Source organism: Pseudomonas sp. NFACC10-1, from assembly GCF_900119195.1.
Taxonomy (GTDB): Bacteria; Pseudomonadota; Gammaproteobacteria; order Pseudomonadales; family Pseudomonadaceae; genus Aquipseudomonas; species Aquipseudomonas cerasi.
The window spans coordinates 272,439-289,713 of record NZ_FPJB01000008.1; the positions used below are offsets into that span (position 1 = coordinate 272,439).

Genomic DNA, 17,275 nt, shown 5'->3' on the forward strand with positions numbered 1-17,275 from the left:
CTTCAATTGTGTTGCCGAGCCCGCTAGCCGGCCTTAGACTGCCGCCCCTCGTAAATTGAGTGCCAGGTGGCGCTTGGAGATTATTGGTTTGAACGGCAACGTCAGGCCGCTCCTCAATGCACGTTTTTTTATAGAGAAATAAATGACAAAGGAAAAGTTGCTGGCCATGCCGGCCGATGACTACATGAACGCCGAGCAGCACGCTTTCTTCGTCGAGCTGTTGCAGGGCATGAAGGTCGAGATCCATGAGCGTATCGAGCAGAGCCGCATTGCGATCGAGAGCCTGGACACGCCTGCCGACCCGGCTGACGCCGCTTCGGTCGAAGAAGAGCGTCACTGGCTGGTCAACGTGATCGATCGCGACCAGCGCATGCTGCCACAGTTGGAAATGGCCCTTTCGCGTATTGCCGACGACACCTTCGGCTGGTGCGACGACAGCGGCGAGCCAATCGGCCTCAAGCGCCTGCTGATCAGCCCGACCACCAAGTATTGCATCGAAGCGCAAGAGCGCCACGAGCAGATCGACAAGCACCAGCGCCAGGCCTGATACGCAGGCAACAGCGACTGAGTGACCAGACCGGGAGGCAAGCAATTGCCTCCCGGTTTTGTTGTGCCCGGGATTTGTCGAAAACGCGTTGATCGCCATCGCTCGGTCGCTACGACCAACAGCGCATGGCACAAGGCCGTTATCTGGCGTTTAATAGCGTCATAACGACAATGACAGACGGGGTGACGCAGCATGGCCGAGAACCTATCCATGGCAGCCGGATTACCGCTGGCCGATACGCCCGACGCTGCATCGAGGTGGTGGGTGCCAGCGGTGCAGAGCGTAGTCCTGTGCCTGCTGTTCGCCGCCATGAGCGTTGCAGGTCTGTCGCTGTATGTCGTCGTTCCCCTGGCGCTGCTGGTGGTCTGGTTGCCGCGCCTGGTGCGCAGCAGGCAAGTGCTGCCAGGCAGCGCGGTGGGCGACAGCGATATCGCCTTGCTGACTCGCGACCTGTCGCGCACCACCAGTCATAACGCGCTGTCCGCGGCCCAAGTGGCCTTTTCCGTTGGTCGGCTGGCTGGCAAGGTGCAATCGCAACTGGGGGCTGCCGAACAGATCGTCAGCAGTGCCGAGCAGATGATCGCCACCGAGCAACAGACGGCCCAGTTGAGCCAGCAGGCATTGGTTGCTGCCAGCGAGGCGCGGCAGCGCAGCGAATCGGGTAGCAGCGTGCTGAATGAGTCCATCGAGCGCATGCACCACCTGAGCAAGCGTGCCGTCGGCAGCCGTGAGCTGATCGAGGCACTCAGCCAGCGCAGCGAAGAGATCCAGCGTGTGACGCTGGTCATTCAGTCGATTGCCAGCCAGACCAACCTGCTGGCGCTCAACGCCGCCATCGAAGCGGCGCGGGCTGGCGAGCACGGACGCGGTTTCGCGGTGGTTGCCGACGAAGTCCGTGGTCTGGCCGGCCGCACTGCCAGTGCCACGGGCGAGGTCGGGCAGATGGTGGCGGATATCCAGCAGCGCACCGCACAAGTCGTGGAGCAAATTCGCGAGCTGTCGGCCGATCTGGACGTGGGTGTCGAGCAGGTCGAGCTGACCGGCGAGCACCTGGGCAATATCGCCCGGCTTGCGGTCGAGCTGGAAAGCCAGGTCGGCGAAATCGCGCAGGGCGCGAGGAGCAATCAGGATCAATTGGCGAGCCTGTTCGACGCTGTCGAGCATATGCGCAGTGATCTTGCCGTCAGCGATGAGCAGACCCGGCAACTGGCCAAGGCCGCAGTGCAGATGGAGGGGCAGGCCGAGACCATCAGCCAGCGCCTGGCGCAGGTCGGTCTGGATGAATACCACCAGCGCATTTACGACCTGGCTCGTGAAGGCGCGCGCATGATCAGCGAAAAGTTCGAGGCCGATATCGAACAGGGGCGGGTCAGCCTTGATGACCTGTTCGATCGCAATTACAAACCCGTTGCCAATACTTCGCCCACCCGCTTTACAACGCGTTTCGACCGTTACACCGATCAGGTATTGCCCGCACTGCAGGAACCGCTGCTGTCGCGCCATGAAGGTCTGGTATTTGCCATCGCCTGTACGCAACAGGGCTATGTGCCGACGCACAACAACGCCTTCAGCCAGCCTTTGACGGGTGATGCGACGGTGGATAACGCGCGTAATCGAAGCAAGCGCAAGTTCGATGACCGTACCGGCATTCGCTGTGGCAGCCACCAACAGCCGGTCCTGCTGCAAACCTACACGCGAGACACCGGCGAACTGATGCACGACCTGTCCGTGCCGATCATGGTCAACGGACGACACTGGGGTGGTCTGCGCCTGGGGTACAGGCCGCAAGGCCGTTGATATGCGTAACCGATCATTCGGGTTGGCAACGGGGCTGGCCTGTTAGTTGGTTTTCATTGAAAGAGTGCATCAGAAAGTTATCAGTGAGTGTGTGTAGGGTATTATTTATAAGTAATGAAGTCATGACTATAGAAGTCGTAGGAAAGGTCTGAAAAGGCGCAACATGGCTTGACTGCTCACTGTCTTTAAGCAAGCTGTTTAAATCAACGTTATTTACGTTTTGATTTAAGTGCGGCCTTTTCCTGGCTTGCCTCTAGGGACGGAAAAGTTATGAGCGATAAATGGAGTTTCCAACAGTCATCAGCCCTTTCAGATGTGGTGACACGCCGCGTCACGGCGCGGGTAGGCATTTTCTTCGATGGGACGGGAAATAACCGGCTCAACAGTCAGATCGGTGCCGACTGCCAGGCATTGATGGAGATCAATGCGGGGCAGCACATTAAAGCGTGTGCGGGTCGTCATGTTCAGCCTGGCAGTAGTTACAGTAATGATCCGAGCAATATAGCCAGACTGGTCGATATCTACCGCCTGCAACCTGTTGCCGAAAATGACGGTGAAGGCCTGAAGGTGTATTACCCGATCTATATAAGTGGCGCCGGCACTACTTCCGGTGGCCGTGATTCGGTATGGCCGGGGCAGAGTTTTGGCCGCGGGGCCACCGGCGTGATATCCAAGGTGGAAAACGCATTCAAAAAGCTGGAATCGGTATTGAAGGCGTTCCCCCGCGACAACCCCGACTGTGTGCTGGACGCGCTGGAACTGGACGTGTTCGGCTTCAGTCGAGGTGCAGCGTCGGCCAGGCATCTGGTCAATGAAATCCTCAAGCAGCGTTCGGGCATGCTCGAGCCGATACTCGAAAGCCGCAGGGTCAGGTTGAGCGACAGTTTCAGCTGGAGCAACGGCAGCGTACGGCTCAAGGTTATCGGTCTGTTCGACACCGTCGCAGCCATAGGCAGCTTCAAGGACATGGGCAATACCCGCGATGCGAGCAACAGGAGGGTCAATCTGTACCTGCCTCCGGGGTGTGCGCAGCAGGTGTTGCATCTGGTGGCTCGCGATGAGTCACGGCGCAACTTTGCGTTGAACAGCGTCCTGCCCGTGTGGCCCAGAGAAATCGTTCTGCCCGGTGCACATTCCGATATCGGTGGGGGTTATCCTCCACAGATGGAAGAAAGCGTACTGCTCACGCGCCCCCGTAGCAGCGTGGTCAGCCGTGACAGTTCCTGCGAGGCGGCACCGAGCTGGAAGGAGGCACAGGCTGAGTTAAACCGGATGAACCGCGATCACTGGATCGACCCGCTCGACAGCCAGGCCTGGCTGAGGGTTCAGACATGCGAGAGCAAGTGTTATTCGTGCAGGAAAAGCTTGAATGGCATGAGTACGGTCGCTGCCGCAGTGGGCATGAGCCGCCAGGTATTTGGCCATCTGTCGAGGGTGTCGTTGCTGGTCATGCACACACTGGCGTGTGATGAGGGCGTGCCTTTCAATCCGGTGCCACTGACACCTGAATTCCAGCTGCCTCCCGAACTCGAGAACATCTCTACCCGGTTGATCGACTATGCGCGAGGCGGGCCTTACCTGCTGGACAGTCATGAAGAGGCATTACTGCGCTGGCGCTACATCCATCAGTCCGCGCACTGGAATGCAGTGGTTGGCAGAGTAGGTACGTTAGGCGACGCTGTTTTCGTCCACGCACCCCAGCCAGGCGGCCGGATATTGCATCCCAATATCGGCCAGCCCGGTTATCCGCAATAGGCCTCAACGCCCGAGTGGCTCACTCGGGCTTTTTGTGAAGACGCACGTTCAGCTCGTCGACCACCATCGCCCATTCGGCATCTTCGTGCAGTTGTTCCTTGAGAAAGTCAGACTGACGCGGCGTCCAGAATTCTGCGTCGATCAGTTTGACGTCGTCGGGCAGAGGATGGCTGGCGATAAACTTTTCGATGTTTTCATCATCGGAATCCAGCGCCAATTGGGCGAACAGGTCGTTGATGGTAGTTGTAGTCTGTTCCATGTCATCTCCTCGCCGGGGGATATCCCCGTATTCATCAGTTCTTATGGGAGTGGTGGGCACAGGCAAGAGTTCGATGCATTTGGCTGTGGAGAAAAGATGGCTTTTTTTGCAACGGCTATAAATGATATGTTTCTGCTATCGCAGGATGCACCCAACGCAGGCTGGAACCCGTCCAGCCTTTGCGCCGTGCCCGGGCTGACTGCAATTTTCAGGGCATCAGCGCTGCTGCGACACTGCTGTGTACAAAAGGTATATATCCCGTAGCTGCCATGAGCCGGTAGAATCCGCCACCCGCCTGCACAAGGTTTGCGGCGGCGCTGTCTGCGCTTCTGCGTGCAGCATGCCGGAAAAACTCCGGCCACATGAAGCGGTCTATGGACGAATCACTTTCTCGACTGCCCTGACATCAGGCAGCCTCATTTCATGTTTGAGGGTTTGTACTTTGGCTGTAAGTAATCTGGATACCCATGCCTTGTTCGTGCTCGGCGACCTCCGTGCACAGTTGGTCAAGCAGTTCCAATCCCGTTTTGTCTACATCGCCGAACAATCAGCCGAAGGCATCTATATCGCTGAAATCGACACCGAAACCGCACTGGTAGTCGACGATAAACCTCGCCTTGAGCTCAAGGTGGGCGACCATTTCCGCGCTTCTGTTCTGCCCAGTCGCGAGGGCGGCAAGCTCGAATTGAAATTCCGTGAAATCAAGACCACCGTGTACGGGCTGGGCGAATATGCCTTCGTCGACGTCCCCGAAGGTCACGGTATCGTGTTCAAGGAAGGTCAGACCGTATTCATGGTCTTCGCTGCGCAAGAGCAACTGCAGATCGGCATGAGCAAGCTTCTCAAAGGCGCGGTCGGCAAGGCCGCCAAATGGCGCAAGGGCGAGCTGACCTTCAAGGCCAGCGAGTAACACTGGCCAGGCGTCGGTTCAGCCGCCTGTCGATTCTCCGTTGCCGGCACCGCTGCTGACTTCCGCGGGCACGTCGTCACCGGCCATGCGCTTGCGGAACAGCGCCGTGCGCGCCAGCAGCAGGGTGGTCACCGGTACCGTGATCGCCAGCAATACCGGGATCAGCCAGGCGTGGATCACCGGTTCCGACTTCAGCGCCGAGAAGTAGATGATCGACGCCAGCGCAACGCACCAGGCGCCCAGCGTCGATGCCAGGGCGGGCGGGTGCATGCGCTGGAAAAAGTCCTTGAGGCGCAGCAATCCCAGAGCACCGGTCAAGGCGAACAGGCTGCTGGCGATCAGCAGCCCGGCGGTCAGTATTTCCACCCAGAAGGGCACTGTATTCGGCAGTCCGGTCATTCGATCACTTCTCCGCGCAGCAGGAACTTGGCCAGAGCGAACGAGCCCACGAAGCCGAACAGGGCAATCAGCATGGCCGCTTCGAAATACGTGTCACTGGCGTAGCGAATGCCAAGCACCAGCATCATCAGCATGGCAATGATGTACAGATAATCCAGCGCCAGCACCCGGTCTTGCGCCGAAGGCCCCTTGAGCAAGCGCAGCAGGGTGATCACCATCGCCAGAGCGAAGATCAGCAGGCTGATCAGGATGGCGTTGTCGAGCAGTGCACTCATTGAAAGATCTCCATCAACGGTCGCTCATAGGTGGTTTTGAAGTGCTCGATGAATTGCGCTTCGTCCTCCAGATCGAAGACATGCATCAGCAGCACGCTGCGATCCAGTGCCAGCTCCGACCACACCGTTCCGGGTACTACCGTGGTGACCATCGCCAGCGCGGCCAGGCCGTGGGCGTCGTGCAGGTCCAGTGGAATGCGTACGAAGGCCGAGCGTGGCGGACGGCTTTCGAGCCGCCAGACGCTCAGGCCGACCTGCACATTGGAGATCACCACGTCTCGTCCCACCCGCCATAAGAACTTCAGGATCGTACCTGGTTTGCGAATACGTACCGGCAGCGGGCGCAGCGGGGCCATCAATACGGGGGCGAGAAACCCCAGCACCGCGCCCAGCAGCAAGTGACCGGGGCTGATCGACAGGTTCAATACCAGCCACAGCAGCCAGAGTGCCAACGAGAGGAGCGGGGCGGGAAACAGGCGCTTCATGGTTGCCCCTCCGGATCGACTTCCCGACTGGTGGGGCCGGGTATCGGGCGTGTGGCGAGCACTGACTGCACATACTGTTTGGGCTCATGCAGCGCTGCGGCGGTGTCCTGGGTATAGCGCAGCAAGGGCTCGGCCTTGAAGGTCAGCGCGATGCACAGACCCAGAAGGATGATGATCGGCAGGCATTCGTTGCGGCGCAGCATCGGCGAAGGGCGCTCGTGTGGCGTCCAGAAACGTTGCGTGCCGAGCCTCGAGAAAGCGATAAGCGACGCCAGCCCGGAAAAGATCAGCAGGCCGATCAGCATCCAGGCCTGGGTCGAAAGCGATTCGTCCTGCGCGACGTCCAGCCCTAGCGGGTTCATCAGGGCGCTGAGCAATGTCAGCTTGCCGATGAACCCGGAGAGCGGCGGCATGCCGATGATCAGCAAGGCGCAGACGATAAAACTCAGGCCCAGAAAGGCCATGGTCATGGGAATGACCTGACCGACCACGACCTTCTGTTCGTCGTCCAGGTTGGTGCCGGGCGGCGGATGCAGAGACTCCAGGGTACGAGGCAATTGATCCACATCGTATTCCAGAGGGATCTCGTTGGCCGAGCGGGAGCGTTCGATCAGCTCGCCCAGGAGAAACATGGCACTTAACGCCAGCGTCGAACTGACCATATAGAACAGCGCACCCGAGGTCAGGCTTGGCTGGGCGAAACCCACGGCAGACAGCAGAATGCCCGCTGACACCAGTATGCTCAGGCTGGCGAGGCGTTCCAGACGCTGGGCGGCGATGATGGCGATGGCTGCAGTGAAAATCGTCGCCATGCCGCCATAGATCAGCCAGTCGCCGCCGAAGAATGCCGATGCACCGGCCTGGCCGGAAAACAGCAGCGTCCACAGGCGCAGCAGGGTGTAGATCCCCACTTTGGTCATGATCGCAAACATCGCCGCCACCGGCGCGCTGGCTGCCGAGTAAGCAGGGACCAGCCAGAAGTTAAGCGGCCACATGCCGGCCTTGGCCAGGAACGCCGTGGCCAGAATCGCAGCACCCGCATGCAGCAGGCCCAGATCGGACTCCGCCACCTGCGGGATCTTGATGGCCAGATCGGCGAAGTTCAGCGTGCCGGTCACCCCGTAAATCAACGCAGCACCGATCAGAAACAGCGACGAAGCCAGCAGGTTGATCGAAATGTAATGCAGGCCCGTCGATACTCGTGCTCGGCCGGAGCCGTGCAGCATCAGGCCGTATGACGCTGCGAGCAGTACTTCGAAAAATACGAACAGGTTGAACAGATCAGCAGTCAGGAACGCACCGTACAGCCCCATGAGCTGGATCTGGAACAGCGCATGGAAACTGGCACCGGCCCTGTCCCAGCGAGCCAGCGCGAACAGCAGGGCGCAGACACCGACAATCCCGGTCAGCACCAGCATCATTGCTGACAGGTGGTCCACCACCAGTACGATGCCGAACGGCACGCCCCAGTTGCCCGGCAGATAGACACCGATCGAGCCGCTGCTGCCGCTGTGTTGTACCCAGAGGAACAGCACCACGGAAATACCCAGCCCGAAGATGCTGGAAAACAGATTGATACGGCCCTTGAGAGGCCGGTGCTTTTCGCCCAGCCAGAGCATCAGCCCGGCGGTCAGCAGCGGCAGCAGGATGGGCGCGATGATCAGTTGGTTCATCCCGCTCATGCCTTGGGCTCCCGGCCATCTACATGGTCGGTGCCGGTCAGGCCTCTGGAGGCGAGCAAGACCACCAGAAACAGCGCGGTCATGGCGAAGCTGATGACAATCGCGGTGAGCACCAGTGCCTGTGGCAACGGGTCGGTGTAATTGAGCAGGTCCTGAGGAATACCGTCCTTGATGATCGGCTCTCTGCCGATGAACAGGCTGCCCATACTGAAGATGAACAGGTTGACCCCGTACGACAGCAGGCACAGCCCCATGACCACCTGAAAGGTACGTGGCCTGAGGATCAGCCAGACGCCGGAGGCGGCCAGCACGCCGATGGCGATTGCAATGACTTCTTCCATCAGAGGATTCCTTGCGGGTTGGCGACAGGCTTGGGCAACTGCGTCGGCCGATGGCTACGCACCGACTGGTGCGCCAGTGCGGTGAGAATCAACAGCGTCGAGCCGACCACCACGGCGTACACGCCGACATCGAAGAACAGCGCGCTGGCAATGTGAATATCACCCAGGATCGGCAGATCGACATGGGCGGTGTGGGTGGTCATGAACGGGTAACCCAGCGCCATCGAGCCTGCGCCGGTCAGAACCGCGCACAGCAGGCCTGTGCCCATCCAGCGTAACGGTCGCAGGCTCATTTGCGCCTCGACCCACTGGGTGCCTGCCACCATGTATTGCAGGATGAACGCCACCGACATCACCAGCCCGGCAACAAACCCGCCGCCAGGCTGATTGTGACCGCGGACGAACAGGTACATCGAAATAATGAAGGCAATCGGCAGCAGCAATCGAACCAGTGCTGCCGGCACCATCATGAAACCCAGCGCGGTATCGCTGGCGCTGCGCGGGTTGACCAGATCCGTCACCACGTCACGGGCCAGCAGGCGCTGCTGGGCGGGCAGCAGAATGCTTTCCTTCGGTGGGCGGAAGCGTCGCAACAGGGCGAACACTGTCATGGCGACCGCCGCCAGCACGGTGATCTCGCCAAACGTATCGAAGCCGCGAAAATCCACCAGCATTACGTTGACCACATTGGTGCCGCCGCCCTGGGGCAGCGCACGACTCAGGTAGAAGGACGAGATGGCGTTGGGCGTCTGGCGGGTCAGCATGGCGTAGGAGAGTATCGCCATGCCCAACCCCACGAGCACCGCCAGCCCGAAGTCGCGTATGCGCCGGGTGCGGGCACGCAGGCGTGCGCTGAGCGGAGCGACATCTTCGTTGCGTCGCGGCAGCCAGCGCAGACCGAGCAGGATCAGCACCGTGGTCACCACCTCCACGACCAGTTGCGTCAGTGCCAGATCAGGCGCCGAGAACCAGACGAAGGTGATGCAGGTCATCAGACCGCACACGCTGACCATCACCAGTGCTGCCAGACGGTGATATTTACCCTGCCATGCCGCGCCTATGGCGCAGGCAATCGCGATGAGCCATAGCGTGACAAACACCCCGGAGCCCGGAATCTTCGGTCGGTCGCCCCAGGTCAGGCCGCTGAAATACATCGGAATGAAACCGCCCAGTACCGCCGCGAGCACCAGCAGAAACAGTTGTGGCTGCAGGCGGCGAGTGCTGACCTTGCGTTCGAAACGGCGCGCCCAGTGCATCATCACAACCTGACTGCGCTCGAAAAAGCGCTTGCCGTTGAGGCGTCCCACCAGTGGCGGGGCGGTGATGCGCTCGTGCTTGAGCGGCTTGCGCAGCAACAGATACAGAATGATACCGCCGGCCATCGCCACCAGGCTCATGACCATTGGCAGGTTCCAGCCGTGCCAGATCGCCAGGCTGTATTCGGGCAATGTTCCACCGACTACCGGACGCGCAGCGGCGGCGAGCAGGGGGGCGACCGATTGCGCCGGGAAAATCCCCACCACCAGACACGTCAGGACCAGCAGTTCGACCGGTGCACGCATCCAGCGCGGCGGTTCGTGCGGCAGGTGCGGCAGATCCTTGGCCGCCGGACCGAAAAACACATCGACCGTGAAGCGCAGCGAATAGGCAACGCTGAAGATCCCGGCAATGGTCGCGATCACCGGCAAGGCAATCTCGACCCAGGCAGTGGCGGAAATGAACACGGTTTCGGCAAAGAACATTTCCTTGGACAGGAAGCCGTTGAGCAGCGGTACGCCGGCCATCGACGCGCTGGCGACCATCGCCAGTGTTGCGGTGTAGGGCAGCAGCCTTACCAGGCCACTGAGACGCCGGATATCGCGGGTTCCGCTCTCGTGGTCGATGATACCGGCGGCCATGAACAGCGACGCCTTGAAGGTCGCGTGGTTGAGAATATGGAACACCGCAGCCACCGCAGCCAGCGGGCTGTTGAGGCCGAGCAGCAGGGTGATCAGGCCCAGATGGCTGATGGTCGAGTAGGCCAGCAGACCCTTGAGATCATTCTGGAAGATGGCGGCGTAGGCGCCGAGAATCAGTGTGCAGGCCCCCGCGCCACTGACGATCCAGAACCATTGCTCGGTGCCGGACAGCGCCGGCCACATACGCGCCAGGAGGAAGACCCCGGCCTTGACCATGGTCGCCGAGTGCAGATACGCCGACACCGGCGTGGGCGCGGCCATCGCGTGCGGCAGCCAGAAATGGAACGGGAACTGGGCGCTTTTGGTCAGCGCGCCGATCAGAATCAGGGTCAGTAACACCGGGTACAGGGCATGCGCACGAATCGCGTCGCCGGAGGCCAGGACACGGTCCAGGTCGTAACTGCCGGCCACATGGCCGAGGATCATCATGCCGGCCAGCAGCGCCAGACCGCCTGCGCCGGTGACCATCAGCGCCATGTACGCGCCGCGTCGGGCATCGGCCCGATGGTGCCAGTAGCCGATCAGCAGGAACGAGAACAGGCTGGTCAGCTCCCAGAAAAACACGATCTGAATCAGATTGCCGGACATCACCAGTCCGAGCATGGCGCCCATGAAAGCCAGGAAAAACGCGAAGAAGCGCGGCACCGGATCGTCCGGCGACATGTAATAGCGGGCGTACAGCGAGACCAGCGCACCGATGCCCAGCACCAGCATCGAGAACAGCCAGGCGAAGCCGTCGATGCGCAGCACGAAGTTCATGCCCAGGCTTGGCAGCCAGAAATACTCTTCACGAATCACGCCGCCGTCGGCGATCTGCGGGAACCACAAGGCCATCTGCACAGCGCCGATGAGGGCGATCAGACCGGCCAGAAACGATTCCGCGTTACGCGCGTTGTGCGGCAAAAAGGCCGCCAGACAGCTGCCGATGAAAGGCAGAAGCAGTAGAACTATCAGGGACATAGACTTCTAATCTGCAGGGGAATGTCAAGCATCATACGTGCCAGACACTCCGATACCAAAGGGACGGTTTCCGAAATTTCCTACAAAAAGTGTCTGCTTTTTTAATTCGGTAAATAATTGCTTCTGATGCGGTGATATGTCGTTGGAACAGTTTCGAAGAAACAAGGTGGTTGACGGTCTGCAATTAAGCACGGTTCATTCAGCTTCGCGCACGCCTCGCTGCTGTTGCTCTTCGTCGACTACGTTCTGTTCGGCGCGCGGAGAACGCCGCTTCATTTCGCTGACGATCACTCCGGCCACAATCAATGCCGCGCCCAGCAGGGCGATGCCCGGCAAACGTTCGCCGGCGAGTCTTCCGACAATTCCGGCCCAGACCGGTTCACCGGCATAAATCACGGTGGCGCGGGTAGGCGAAACACTTTTCTGTGCCCAGTTCATGGCAATCTGGATCGCCGCACTCATGGTCCCAAGTCCCACGGCACTGAGCACCAGCAACCAGGAAAAATCCGGCAAGTGTTCCTCGGTTGGAACGATCATCAGAAATGCCAGCGCTGAAGCGGTGGCCAGTTGCACCACCGTGACTCGACGCACATCGACCTCACCGGCATAGGCGCTGATCATGATGATCTCGGCGGCAATGGCCACCGTGCTGATCAGCGTCACGATTTCGCCGGAACTGAGTTGCAGGGATGCGCCTTGCGGCCCCGCTACCAGCATCAGCCCGGTGAAAGCCAGGATGATGCCCAGTGTCGGCATCAATCCTGGTCGTCGACCGAGTACCAGCCATTGCAACAAAGGCACGCAGGGCACGTAGAGTGCCGTGATGAACGCGGACTGGCTGCTGGGGATAGTCTGCAGTCCGATCGTCTGCAAACCGTAACCGAGCATGATCGCGGTGCCGATGAAGACGCCCGCCTTGAGTTCGAGGAAGGTAAGACCGCGCAGCACCTTTATTGAAAACAGCGCTACGATAAGCGCTGCGGCGGCAAAGCGCAGGCCGACGAAGAACATCGGCCCGCTAACGGTCATCGCATGCTGGACCAGCAGAAAGGTGCCTCCCCAGAGCATGGTGATCAGAATCAGTACGGCTTCTGCCTTGCTGATGCGGGGTATGCGGCTGATAGACTTCATGTCAGCTCCTGGTTCCTGTTAATTGCCATGCGCGCGGTGAAAGGCGGAACAACCTGACAGTGTCCCTGGGCTGGGCAGTATAATGCGCAACGGTTTGATGTGAGCACCTGCATGCACAAAGAAAATTCCCAGCGCCCTCCGGTGCTGCAGCACGTCAGCCAGAACGTCCGGCGTCTGCGTAACAGTGCGGACCTCAGCCAGACGGCTCTGGCGGAAAAGTCCGGAGTCAGCCGACGCATGCTGGTCGCTATCGAGGCCGGCGAAAAAAACGTCAGCCTGGCGACACTCGACCGCGTGGCCGAAGCCTTGGAAGTGGCGTTCAGCGACCTGATCCAAGCACCTGAAAATCGTGATTACAGCCGCATCAACGAGCTGGCATGGGCCGGTACGATCGTCGGCAGCAAGGCGGTGCTGCTGGCCAGGGCCGTTGCCCGGCGCGAGGTGGAATTGTGGGAATTCTGCCTGCAGCCTGGGGACGCCTATGTCTCGGAGGCCGATCCCGATGGCTGGAGTGAACAGGTCTACGTCGTCGAAGGGCATCTGACGTTGCGCTTTGCCGACCCTGCGGCCGTGCAGCAGGTCGGGGCGGGCGAGTTCTTCATGTTTCCCAGCAACCAGTCGCACCGCTACTGCAATGACGCCGATGTGCCCCTGCGCTTCGTGCGTAATGTCGTGCTCTGACCTTTCCGATTCTTTATCGCAACTCGACCGAGGCGCTGTTCGATGACCGAAGATTCCCACCAGACGGCTGACATTCTGATCATCGGCGGCGGTCTGAGCGGCACCATGCTGGCGGCGCAACTGCTGCGCAGACCGGGCCAGCGCCGAATCCTGATTATCGAAACCCGCAGCGAACTCGGCAGGGGCGAGGCCTACAGTGCGACGGAGCCGGGCCATACGCTCAATGGCAACGCTGCGCGGATGAGCGTCGATCCGGATAATCCGGATGACCTCACCCAGTGGCTGACTGACTATCTGGCCGCCGGGGGCTGGCCTGAAGCTTATGAGCAGAGGGTCCCGGTTGCCGAACTGTTTCCGCCACGCGGTGTGTTCGGGCTTTATGTTCAGCAGCGACTGCGTGAAGCCCGAAGCGCTGCTGAAGCCTTTGGCTCGACCGCCGTGCATGTGCCCGGCGAGGCAGTCGACCTGCAGGTCCATGAAGGCGGGGTCAGTGTCTCGCTGGCTGACGGCCGTAAGTTGCGCGGTAGCCGTGCCGTGCTGGCGACCGGCATGTACGCGGCTTCACGCACCCCGCGACGCGATTCGAACGAGCTGAACACGGCAGCGCTGGACCCTTGGGATGTGTCGGTGATGAAAAAGCTTGATCCGCAGTCAAAGGTGCTGATCATCGGTTCGGGGCTGACCATGGTCGATGCGCTGGTCTCGCTGGAAACGGCGGGGCACCGCGGGCCCATTCAGATTTTTTCCCGGCACGGCCTGCTGCCGCACGTTCGGCGTCAGCCGCCGGAATGGTCTGATTTTCTTGCTCAGGACCCGAGTATCCGCAGCACTCGGCAACTGGTGCGCAAAGTGCGTGAACAGTGCGAACTGGCCATCGAGAGCGGCATTGACTGGCAGGCCCCGCTGGACACCGTGCGGGCCAACGTCGGCAGGCTGTGGAATCAGGCCAGCGACCAGCAGCGCCGCCAGTTCGTCCGTCATGTAAGGCCTTGGTGGGAGAGTCACCACCATCGCTCCCCGCCGCCGAGCGCTGCGCTACTGGCGCGGCTGATCAGGCAAGGGCGGTTGAGTATTGATGCGGCCTCGCTGCAGGGCGTGGCCAGCCTGCCGTCAGGTCAGGTACAGATCAGCGTTCGTCGACGCGGGGAGAGTCAGCCGACGCAGATCACCGGCGATGCGTTGATCAACTCCACCGGTATCGAATACGACTGGCGGCGCGTGGACCGCCCGTTGCCCCGGCAACTGCTGGCACGCGGGCTGATCCAGCCCGGTCCGCTGGCACTCGGCATCGCCGCCGACGCCACTGGCGCAGTGCTCGACGCACACGGTCAGTACTCGGCACGTCTGTTCGCCATGGGCCCGCCATTGCGCGGCATGTGGTGGGAAAGCACTGCGGTGACCGACGTGGCAATTCAGGCCAAGGCGCTGGCGATGCGCTTGTCGTAAAGCGCCGCCTGCTCAGAAGAGGACGCAGAGCGTCCGGAACGGCATGCCCACGCGGAGCATGGGCACGATAGTGTTTTACCGGACAGTGATCGTTCCTCACGCTCCAGCGTGGCGATGCCGTTCATGACGCTGCGCGTCAGCTCTTGGCGCCGCGCCGCGTAGCATGGACGCGATGGTGTTCTGCCGGACAGTGATCGTTCCTCACGCTCCAGCGTGGGAATGCCGTTCATGACGCTCTGCGTCATCGGTCTTGACCTTCACACCGACAGGTGCAGCATCCGGTCGCCCTGGACATTTTCACCCGGTCTGCGTTTGTTGACCGCCAGCTCGCCAATCTTGATCAAACGCGTACGCGTGACGTTGCGGGTCAGGCCCAGCAGGCTGGCTGTGTGCACCTGGTTGTGGTGGCAGAAGCGATAGGCCGTTCTGAGTAGCGTATCTTCGACCTTCTCGTGCAAGGCTCCGGCCTGTTCTTCAAACAGCTTTTGAAACGCCCGGTTGAGCAGTTGCTCGGCTGATTCGTCAGACGGGGTCTGGTCATCCTGACGCTCGATTCTAAGGTTCGACAGGCGCAGGTCATCACGCTGAATAACGCCTTCACGGCAGACCAGCAGGGTGTGATGGATGACGTTTTCCAGCTCGCGAATGTTCCCCGGCCAGCTGTAAGTCTTGAGCTTGTGCTCGGCTTCGGGGCTGATCCGTACCGGACCATGCCGCAGCCGCTGGCCGTAGACCTCTATGAAGTGCCGGGCCAGGGGCAGGATGTCGCCCGGCCGGTCGCGCAGCGGGCTCAATTCCAGATTGACCACATCGAGCCGGTAATAAAGGTCTTCGCGAAAATGCCCGGCGTTGATGGCCTTTTCCAGCTGCACGTTGGTCGCCGCCAGGACGCGCACGTCAATCGGCACACTCTTGCGCGAGCCCAGACGCACCACTTCACGTTCCTGAAGCACGCGCAGCAATTTGACCTGCAGCGACATGGGCAGGTCGCCGATCTCATCGAGAAACAGCGTGCCGCCGTTGGCCTCTTCGAACCAGCCAGCCTTGGCGCTGATCGCTCCGGTGAACGCCCCTTTTTCGTGGCCGAACAGTTCGGCCTCGATCAGGTTTTCGGAGAACGCGCCGCAGTTGACCGCCACGAACGGCTTGTCGCGGCGGGCGCTCAGTTCGTGGACGTGGCGAGCAACCAGTTCCTTGCCGGTGCCGGTCTCGCCGATGATCAGCACGCTGGCATCGCTGGGCGCAACCTGCCGCACGTGAGCGAGCAGGGCCCGGGATTTGGGGTCTTCGAACACCTGCGCGGTGGCCCTGATCGAGGTGGCCAGCGCAGGCGAGTGGGGTAGGGTCAGCAGTTGTCCGGACATCACTTGGCCTGCGGGGGCAGATCGTTGGCGATCATTTCGCCGAACGGGCCCGTCAGGTTGGTGATGCCACGCCCGGCGAGGCTGGCGTAAGGCTCGGGCAGCAGCGGGAAGACCAGTTCGGCGAAGCGGTAGGCTTCTTCAAGATGCGGGTAACCCGAGAAAATGAAGCTCTCGATGCCCAGGTCGGCGTATTCCTTGATGCGTGCCGCGACTTCTTCGGGATTGCCGACCAGCGCCGTGCCTGCACCACCACGCACCAGGCCGACACCGGCCCACAGGTTGGGCGCAATCTCCAGGTTGTCGCGGCGCCCGTCATGCAGTGCTGCCATGCGCCGCTGACCTTCGGAATCAAAGCGTGAAAAAGACTTCTGCGCTGCAGCAATGGTGTCATCGCTGATGTGTTCGATTAGCGTGCTGGCCGCTTTCCAGGCTTCTTCGCTGGTCTCGCGCACGATGACGTGCAGGCGAATGCCGAACTTCACGGTACGTCCCTTGCGCGCTGCCCGTTCACGTACATCGGCGAGTTTCTGCCCCACGGCTGCCGGAGGCTCGCCCCAGGTCAGGTACACGTCCACCTGATCGGCCGCAAGGTCATGCGCCGCGTCGGAGGAACCACCGAAGTACAGCGGCGGGTAGGGTTTTTGAATCGGCGGGTAAAGCGCCTTGGCATTCTGTACGCGCAAGTGCTTGCCTTCGAAGTCGACCGCTTCACCTTGCAGGACGCGACGCCAGATTTTCAGAAATTCGTCAGTGACTTCATAACGCTCACTGTGGTCGAGGAAGCTGCCATCGCCACGGTTTTCGTCCGGGTCGCCGCCGGTCACCACGTTGATCAGCAACCGGCCGCCGGAAAGACGATCCAGCGTGGCTGCCATGCGTGCCGAGACGGTCGGCGAGATGATGCCCGGGCGGATCGCCACCAGGTACTTCAAACGCTCGGTCAACGGCACCAGCGCCGAGGCGATGACCCACGAGTCCTCGCAGGAGCGACCGGTAGGGATCAATACGCCGTAATAGCCCAGGTCATCGGCGGCCTGCGCCACCTGTTTCAAATAGTTGAGGGTGACGGGACGTGCGCCCTTTGTCGTGCCCAGATAATGGCCATCGCCGTGAGTCGGAAGAAACCAGAAAACGTTCATGACAAATCCTTGGAAGTAATCAGCCAGGTGAAAGCTGACGGGACCCGCTGTCGGTTGGCAGACACCTCACCAACAGCGTTCGGGGGTGGGGCCATTTATAGAACGTCTTTTTTATTCCGCAAAAGAACGTTAAACCATATTTTTAG

At 60.7% G+C, this 17,275-nt stretch carries 16 protein-coding genes; 6 read left to right on the plus strand and 10 right to left on the minus strand.

The features are described from left to right. Nucleotides 1-142 precede the first annotated feature (142 nt). The 3 genes from BT119_RS22280 (at nucleotide 143) to BT119_RS22290 (ending at nucleotide 4,099) form a co-directional block, all read left to right on the plus strand. Nucleotides 143-547, plus strand: coding sequence for a TraR/DksA family transcriptional regulator (locus BT119_RS22280; protein WP_002554078.1), 405 nt, complete (start codon nucleotides 143-145; stop codon nucleotides 545-547). A 192-nt stretch (nucleotides 548-739) separates the two neighbouring features. Continuing rightward, nucleotides 740-2,344, plus strand: a complete 1,605-nt coding sequence (locus tag BT119_RS22285; protein ID WP_032609937.1) for a methyl-accepting chemotaxis protein — start codon at nucleotides 740-742, stop codon at nucleotides 2,342-2,344. Nucleotides 2,345-2,614: 270 nt separating this feature from the next. Continuing rightward, complete coding sequence (locus BT119_RS22290; protein WP_072366937.1) at nucleotides 2,615-4,099, plus strand: phospholipase effector Tle1 domain-containing protein; 1,485 nt, start codon at nucleotides 2,615-2,617, stop codon at nucleotides 4,097-4,099. Nucleotides 4,100-4,118: 19 nt separating this feature from the next. Here BT119_RS22290 and BT119_RS22295 read toward each other — a convergent pair whose 3' ends face one another. Further along, nucleotides 4,119-4,358, minus strand: coding sequence for a DUF2789 domain-containing protein (locus BT119_RS22295; RefSeq protein WP_072366938.1), 240 nt, complete (start codon nucleotides 4,356-4,358; stop codon nucleotides 4,119-4,121). 442 nt (nucleotides 4,359-4,800) lie between these two features. Between BT119_RS22295 and BT119_RS22300 the strand changes: the two genes are divergently transcribed. Continuing rightward, the gene (locus BT119_RS22300; RefSeq protein WP_072366939.1) at nucleotides 4,801-5,268 is read left to right on the plus strand and encodes a hypothetical protein; all 468 of its coding nucleotides are present in this window, start codon (nucleotides 4,801-4,803) and stop codon (nucleotides 5,266-5,268) included. Between the two features lie 18 nt (nucleotides 5,269-5,286). Here the strand turns inward: BT119_RS22300 and BT119_RS22305 are convergent, their stop codons facing one another. From BT119_RS22305 to BT119_RS22335, 7 genes are all read right to left on the minus strand, one after another. Further along, on the minus strand, nucleotides 5,287-5,667 hold the full coding sequence (locus BT119_RS22305; RefSeq protein ID WP_003370543.1) for a Na+/H+ antiporter subunit G: 381 nt from the start codon (nucleotides 5,665-5,667) through the stop codon (nucleotides 5,287-5,289). Further along, the gene (locus tag BT119_RS22310) at nucleotides 5,664-5,942 is read right to left on the minus strand and encodes a K+/H+ antiporter subunit F (RefSeq protein ID WP_002554071.1); all 279 of its coding nucleotides are present in this window, start codon (nucleotides 5,940-5,942) and stop codon (nucleotides 5,664-5,666) included. Before BT119_RS22310 ends, BT119_RS22305 begins: the two co-directional genes overlap by 4 nt. Beyond that, a complete protein-coding gene (locus tag BT119_RS22315; protein WP_003370544.1) occupies nucleotides 5,939-6,427 on the minus strand; it encodes a Na+/H+ antiporter subunit E in 489 nt (162 codons plus the stop codon). Before BT119_RS22315 ends, BT119_RS22310 begins: the two co-directional genes overlap by 4 nt. Then, nucleotides 6,424-8,109 (minus strand): monovalent cation/H+ antiporter subunit D, encoded by a 1,686-nt coding sequence (locus BT119_RS22320; protein ID WP_003370545.1) that lies wholly within the window; start codon nucleotides 8,107-8,109, stop codon nucleotides 6,424-6,426. The genes BT119_RS22315 and BT119_RS22320 overlap by 4 nt, the downstream gene beginning before the upstream one ends. Then, nucleotides 8,106-8,450: a Na+/H+ antiporter subunit C gene (locus BT119_RS22325; RefSeq protein WP_002554068.1), complete on the minus strand. Its 345-nt coding sequence runs from the start codon at nucleotides 8,448-8,450 to the stop codon at nucleotides 8,106-8,108. The genes BT119_RS22320 and BT119_RS22325 overlap by 4 nt, the downstream gene beginning before the upstream one ends. Beyond that, on the minus strand, nucleotides 8,450-11,368 hold the full coding sequence (locus tag BT119_RS22330) for a monovalent cation/H+ antiporter subunit A (protein WP_072366940.1): 2,919 nt from the start codon (nucleotides 11,366-11,368) through the stop codon (nucleotides 8,450-8,452). Before BT119_RS22330 ends, BT119_RS22325 begins: the two co-directional genes overlap by 1 nt. 195 nt (nucleotides 11,369-11,563) lie before the next feature. Then, nucleotides 11,564-12,499: a DMT family transporter gene (locus tag BT119_RS22335; protein WP_044308566.1), complete on the minus strand. Its 936-nt coding sequence runs from the start codon at nucleotides 12,497-12,499 to the stop codon at nucleotides 11,564-11,566. Nucleotides 12,500-12,610: 111 nt separating this feature from the next. On the opposite strand from BT119_RS22335, the gene BT119_RS22340 reads away from it, so the two are divergent. Both BT119_RS22340 and BT119_RS22345 read left to right on the plus strand, forming a co-directional pair. Beyond that, nucleotides 12,611-13,180 carry a helix-turn-helix domain-containing protein gene (locus tag BT119_RS22340; protein ID WP_003436399.1) on the plus strand — a complete coding sequence of 190 codons (570 nt, stop codon included), beginning with the start codon at nucleotides 12,611-12,613 and terminating at the stop codon, nucleotides 13,178-13,180. Between the two features lie 42 nt (nucleotides 13,181-13,222). After that, nucleotides 13,223-14,626, plus strand: coding sequence for an FAD/NAD(P)-binding protein (locus BT119_RS22345; RefSeq protein WP_072366941.1), 1,404 nt, complete (start codon nucleotides 13,223-13,225; stop codon nucleotides 14,624-14,626). 257 nt (nucleotides 14,627-14,883) lie between these two features. Here BT119_RS22345 and BT119_RS22350 read toward each other — a convergent pair whose 3' ends face one another. Together BT119_RS22350 and ssuD are read right to left on the minus strand one after the other, a co-directional pair. Further along, nucleotides 14,884-15,990 carry a sigma-54 interaction domain-containing protein gene (locus BT119_RS22350; protein ID WP_058397930.1) on the minus strand — a complete coding sequence of 369 codons (1,107 nt, stop codon included), beginning with the start codon at nucleotides 15,988-15,990 and terminating at the stop codon, nucleotides 14,884-14,886. Beyond that, a complete protein-coding gene (ssuD, locus tag BT119_RS22355; RefSeq protein ID WP_046719225.1) occupies nucleotides 15,990-17,129 on the minus strand; it encodes an FMNH2-dependent alkanesulfonate monooxygenase in 1,140 nt (379 codons plus the stop codon). The genes BT119_RS22350 and ssuD overlap by 1 nt, the downstream gene beginning before the upstream one ends. Nucleotides 17,130-17,275: the final 146 nt, after the last annotated feature.

What these genes read in the sequence shown, in the direction of transcription:
- BT119_RS22280 (WP_002554078.1), top strand. Translation starts at nt 143, where the DNA reads ATGACAAAGGAAAAGTTGCTGGCCATGCCGGCCGATGACTACATGAAC.
- BT119_RS22285 (WP_032609937.1), top strand. Translation starts at nt 740, where the DNA reads ATGGCCGAGAACCTATCCATGGCAGCCGGATTACCGCTGGCCGATACG.
- BT119_RS22290 (WP_072366937.1), top strand. Translation starts at nt 2,615, where the DNA reads ATGAGCGATAAATGGAGTTTCCAACAGTCATCAGCCCTTTCAGATGTG.
- BT119_RS22295 (WP_072366938.1), bottom strand. Translation starts at nt 4,358, where the DNA reads ATGGAACAGACTACAACTACCATCAACGACCTGTTCGCCCAATTGGCG.
- BT119_RS22305 (WP_003370543.1), bottom strand. Translation starts at nt 5,667, where the DNA reads ATGACCGGACTGCCGAATACAGTGCCCTTCTGGGTGGAAATACTGACC.
- BT119_RS22310 (WP_002554071.1), bottom strand. Translation starts at nt 5,942, where the DNA reads ATGAGTGCACTGCTCGACAACGCCATCCTGATCAGCCTGCTGATCTTC.
- BT119_RS22315 (WP_003370544.1), bottom strand. Translation starts at nt 6,427, where the DNA reads ATGAAGCGCCTGTTTCCCGCCCCGCTCCTCTCGTTGGCACTCTGGCTG.
- BT119_RS22320 (WP_003370545.1), bottom strand. Translation starts at nt 8,109, where the DNA reads ATGAGCGGGATGAACCAACTGATCATCGCGCCCATCCTGCTGCCGCTG.
- BT119_RS22325 (WP_002554068.1), bottom strand. Translation starts at nt 8,450, where the DNA reads ATGGAAGAAGTCATTGCAATCGCCATCGGCGTGCTGGCCGCCTCCGGC.
- BT119_RS22330 (WP_072366940.1), bottom strand. Translation starts at nt 11,368, where the DNA reads ATGTCCCTGATAGTTCTACTGCTTCTGCCTTTCATCGGCAGCTGTCTG.
- BT119_RS22335 (WP_044308566.1), bottom strand. Translation starts at nt 12,499, where the DNA reads ATGAAGTCTATCAGCCGCATACCCCGCATCAGCAAGGCAGAAGCCGTA.
- BT119_RS22340 (WP_003436399.1), top strand. Translation starts at nt 12,611, where the DNA reads ATGCACAAAGAAAATTCCCAGCGCCCTCCGGTGCTGCAGCACGTCAGC.
- BT119_RS22345 (WP_072366941.1), top strand. Translation starts at nt 13,223, where the DNA reads ATGACCGAAGATTCCCACCAGACGGCTGACATTCTGATCATCGGCGGC.
- BT119_RS22350 (WP_058397930.1), bottom strand. Translation starts at nt 15,990, where the DNA reads ATGTCCGGACAACTGCTGACCCTACCCCACTCGCCTGCGCTGGCCACC.
- ssuD (WP_046719225.1), bottom strand. Translation starts at nt 17,129, where the DNA reads ATGAACGTTTTCTGGTTTCTTCCGACTCACGGCGATGGCCATTATCTG.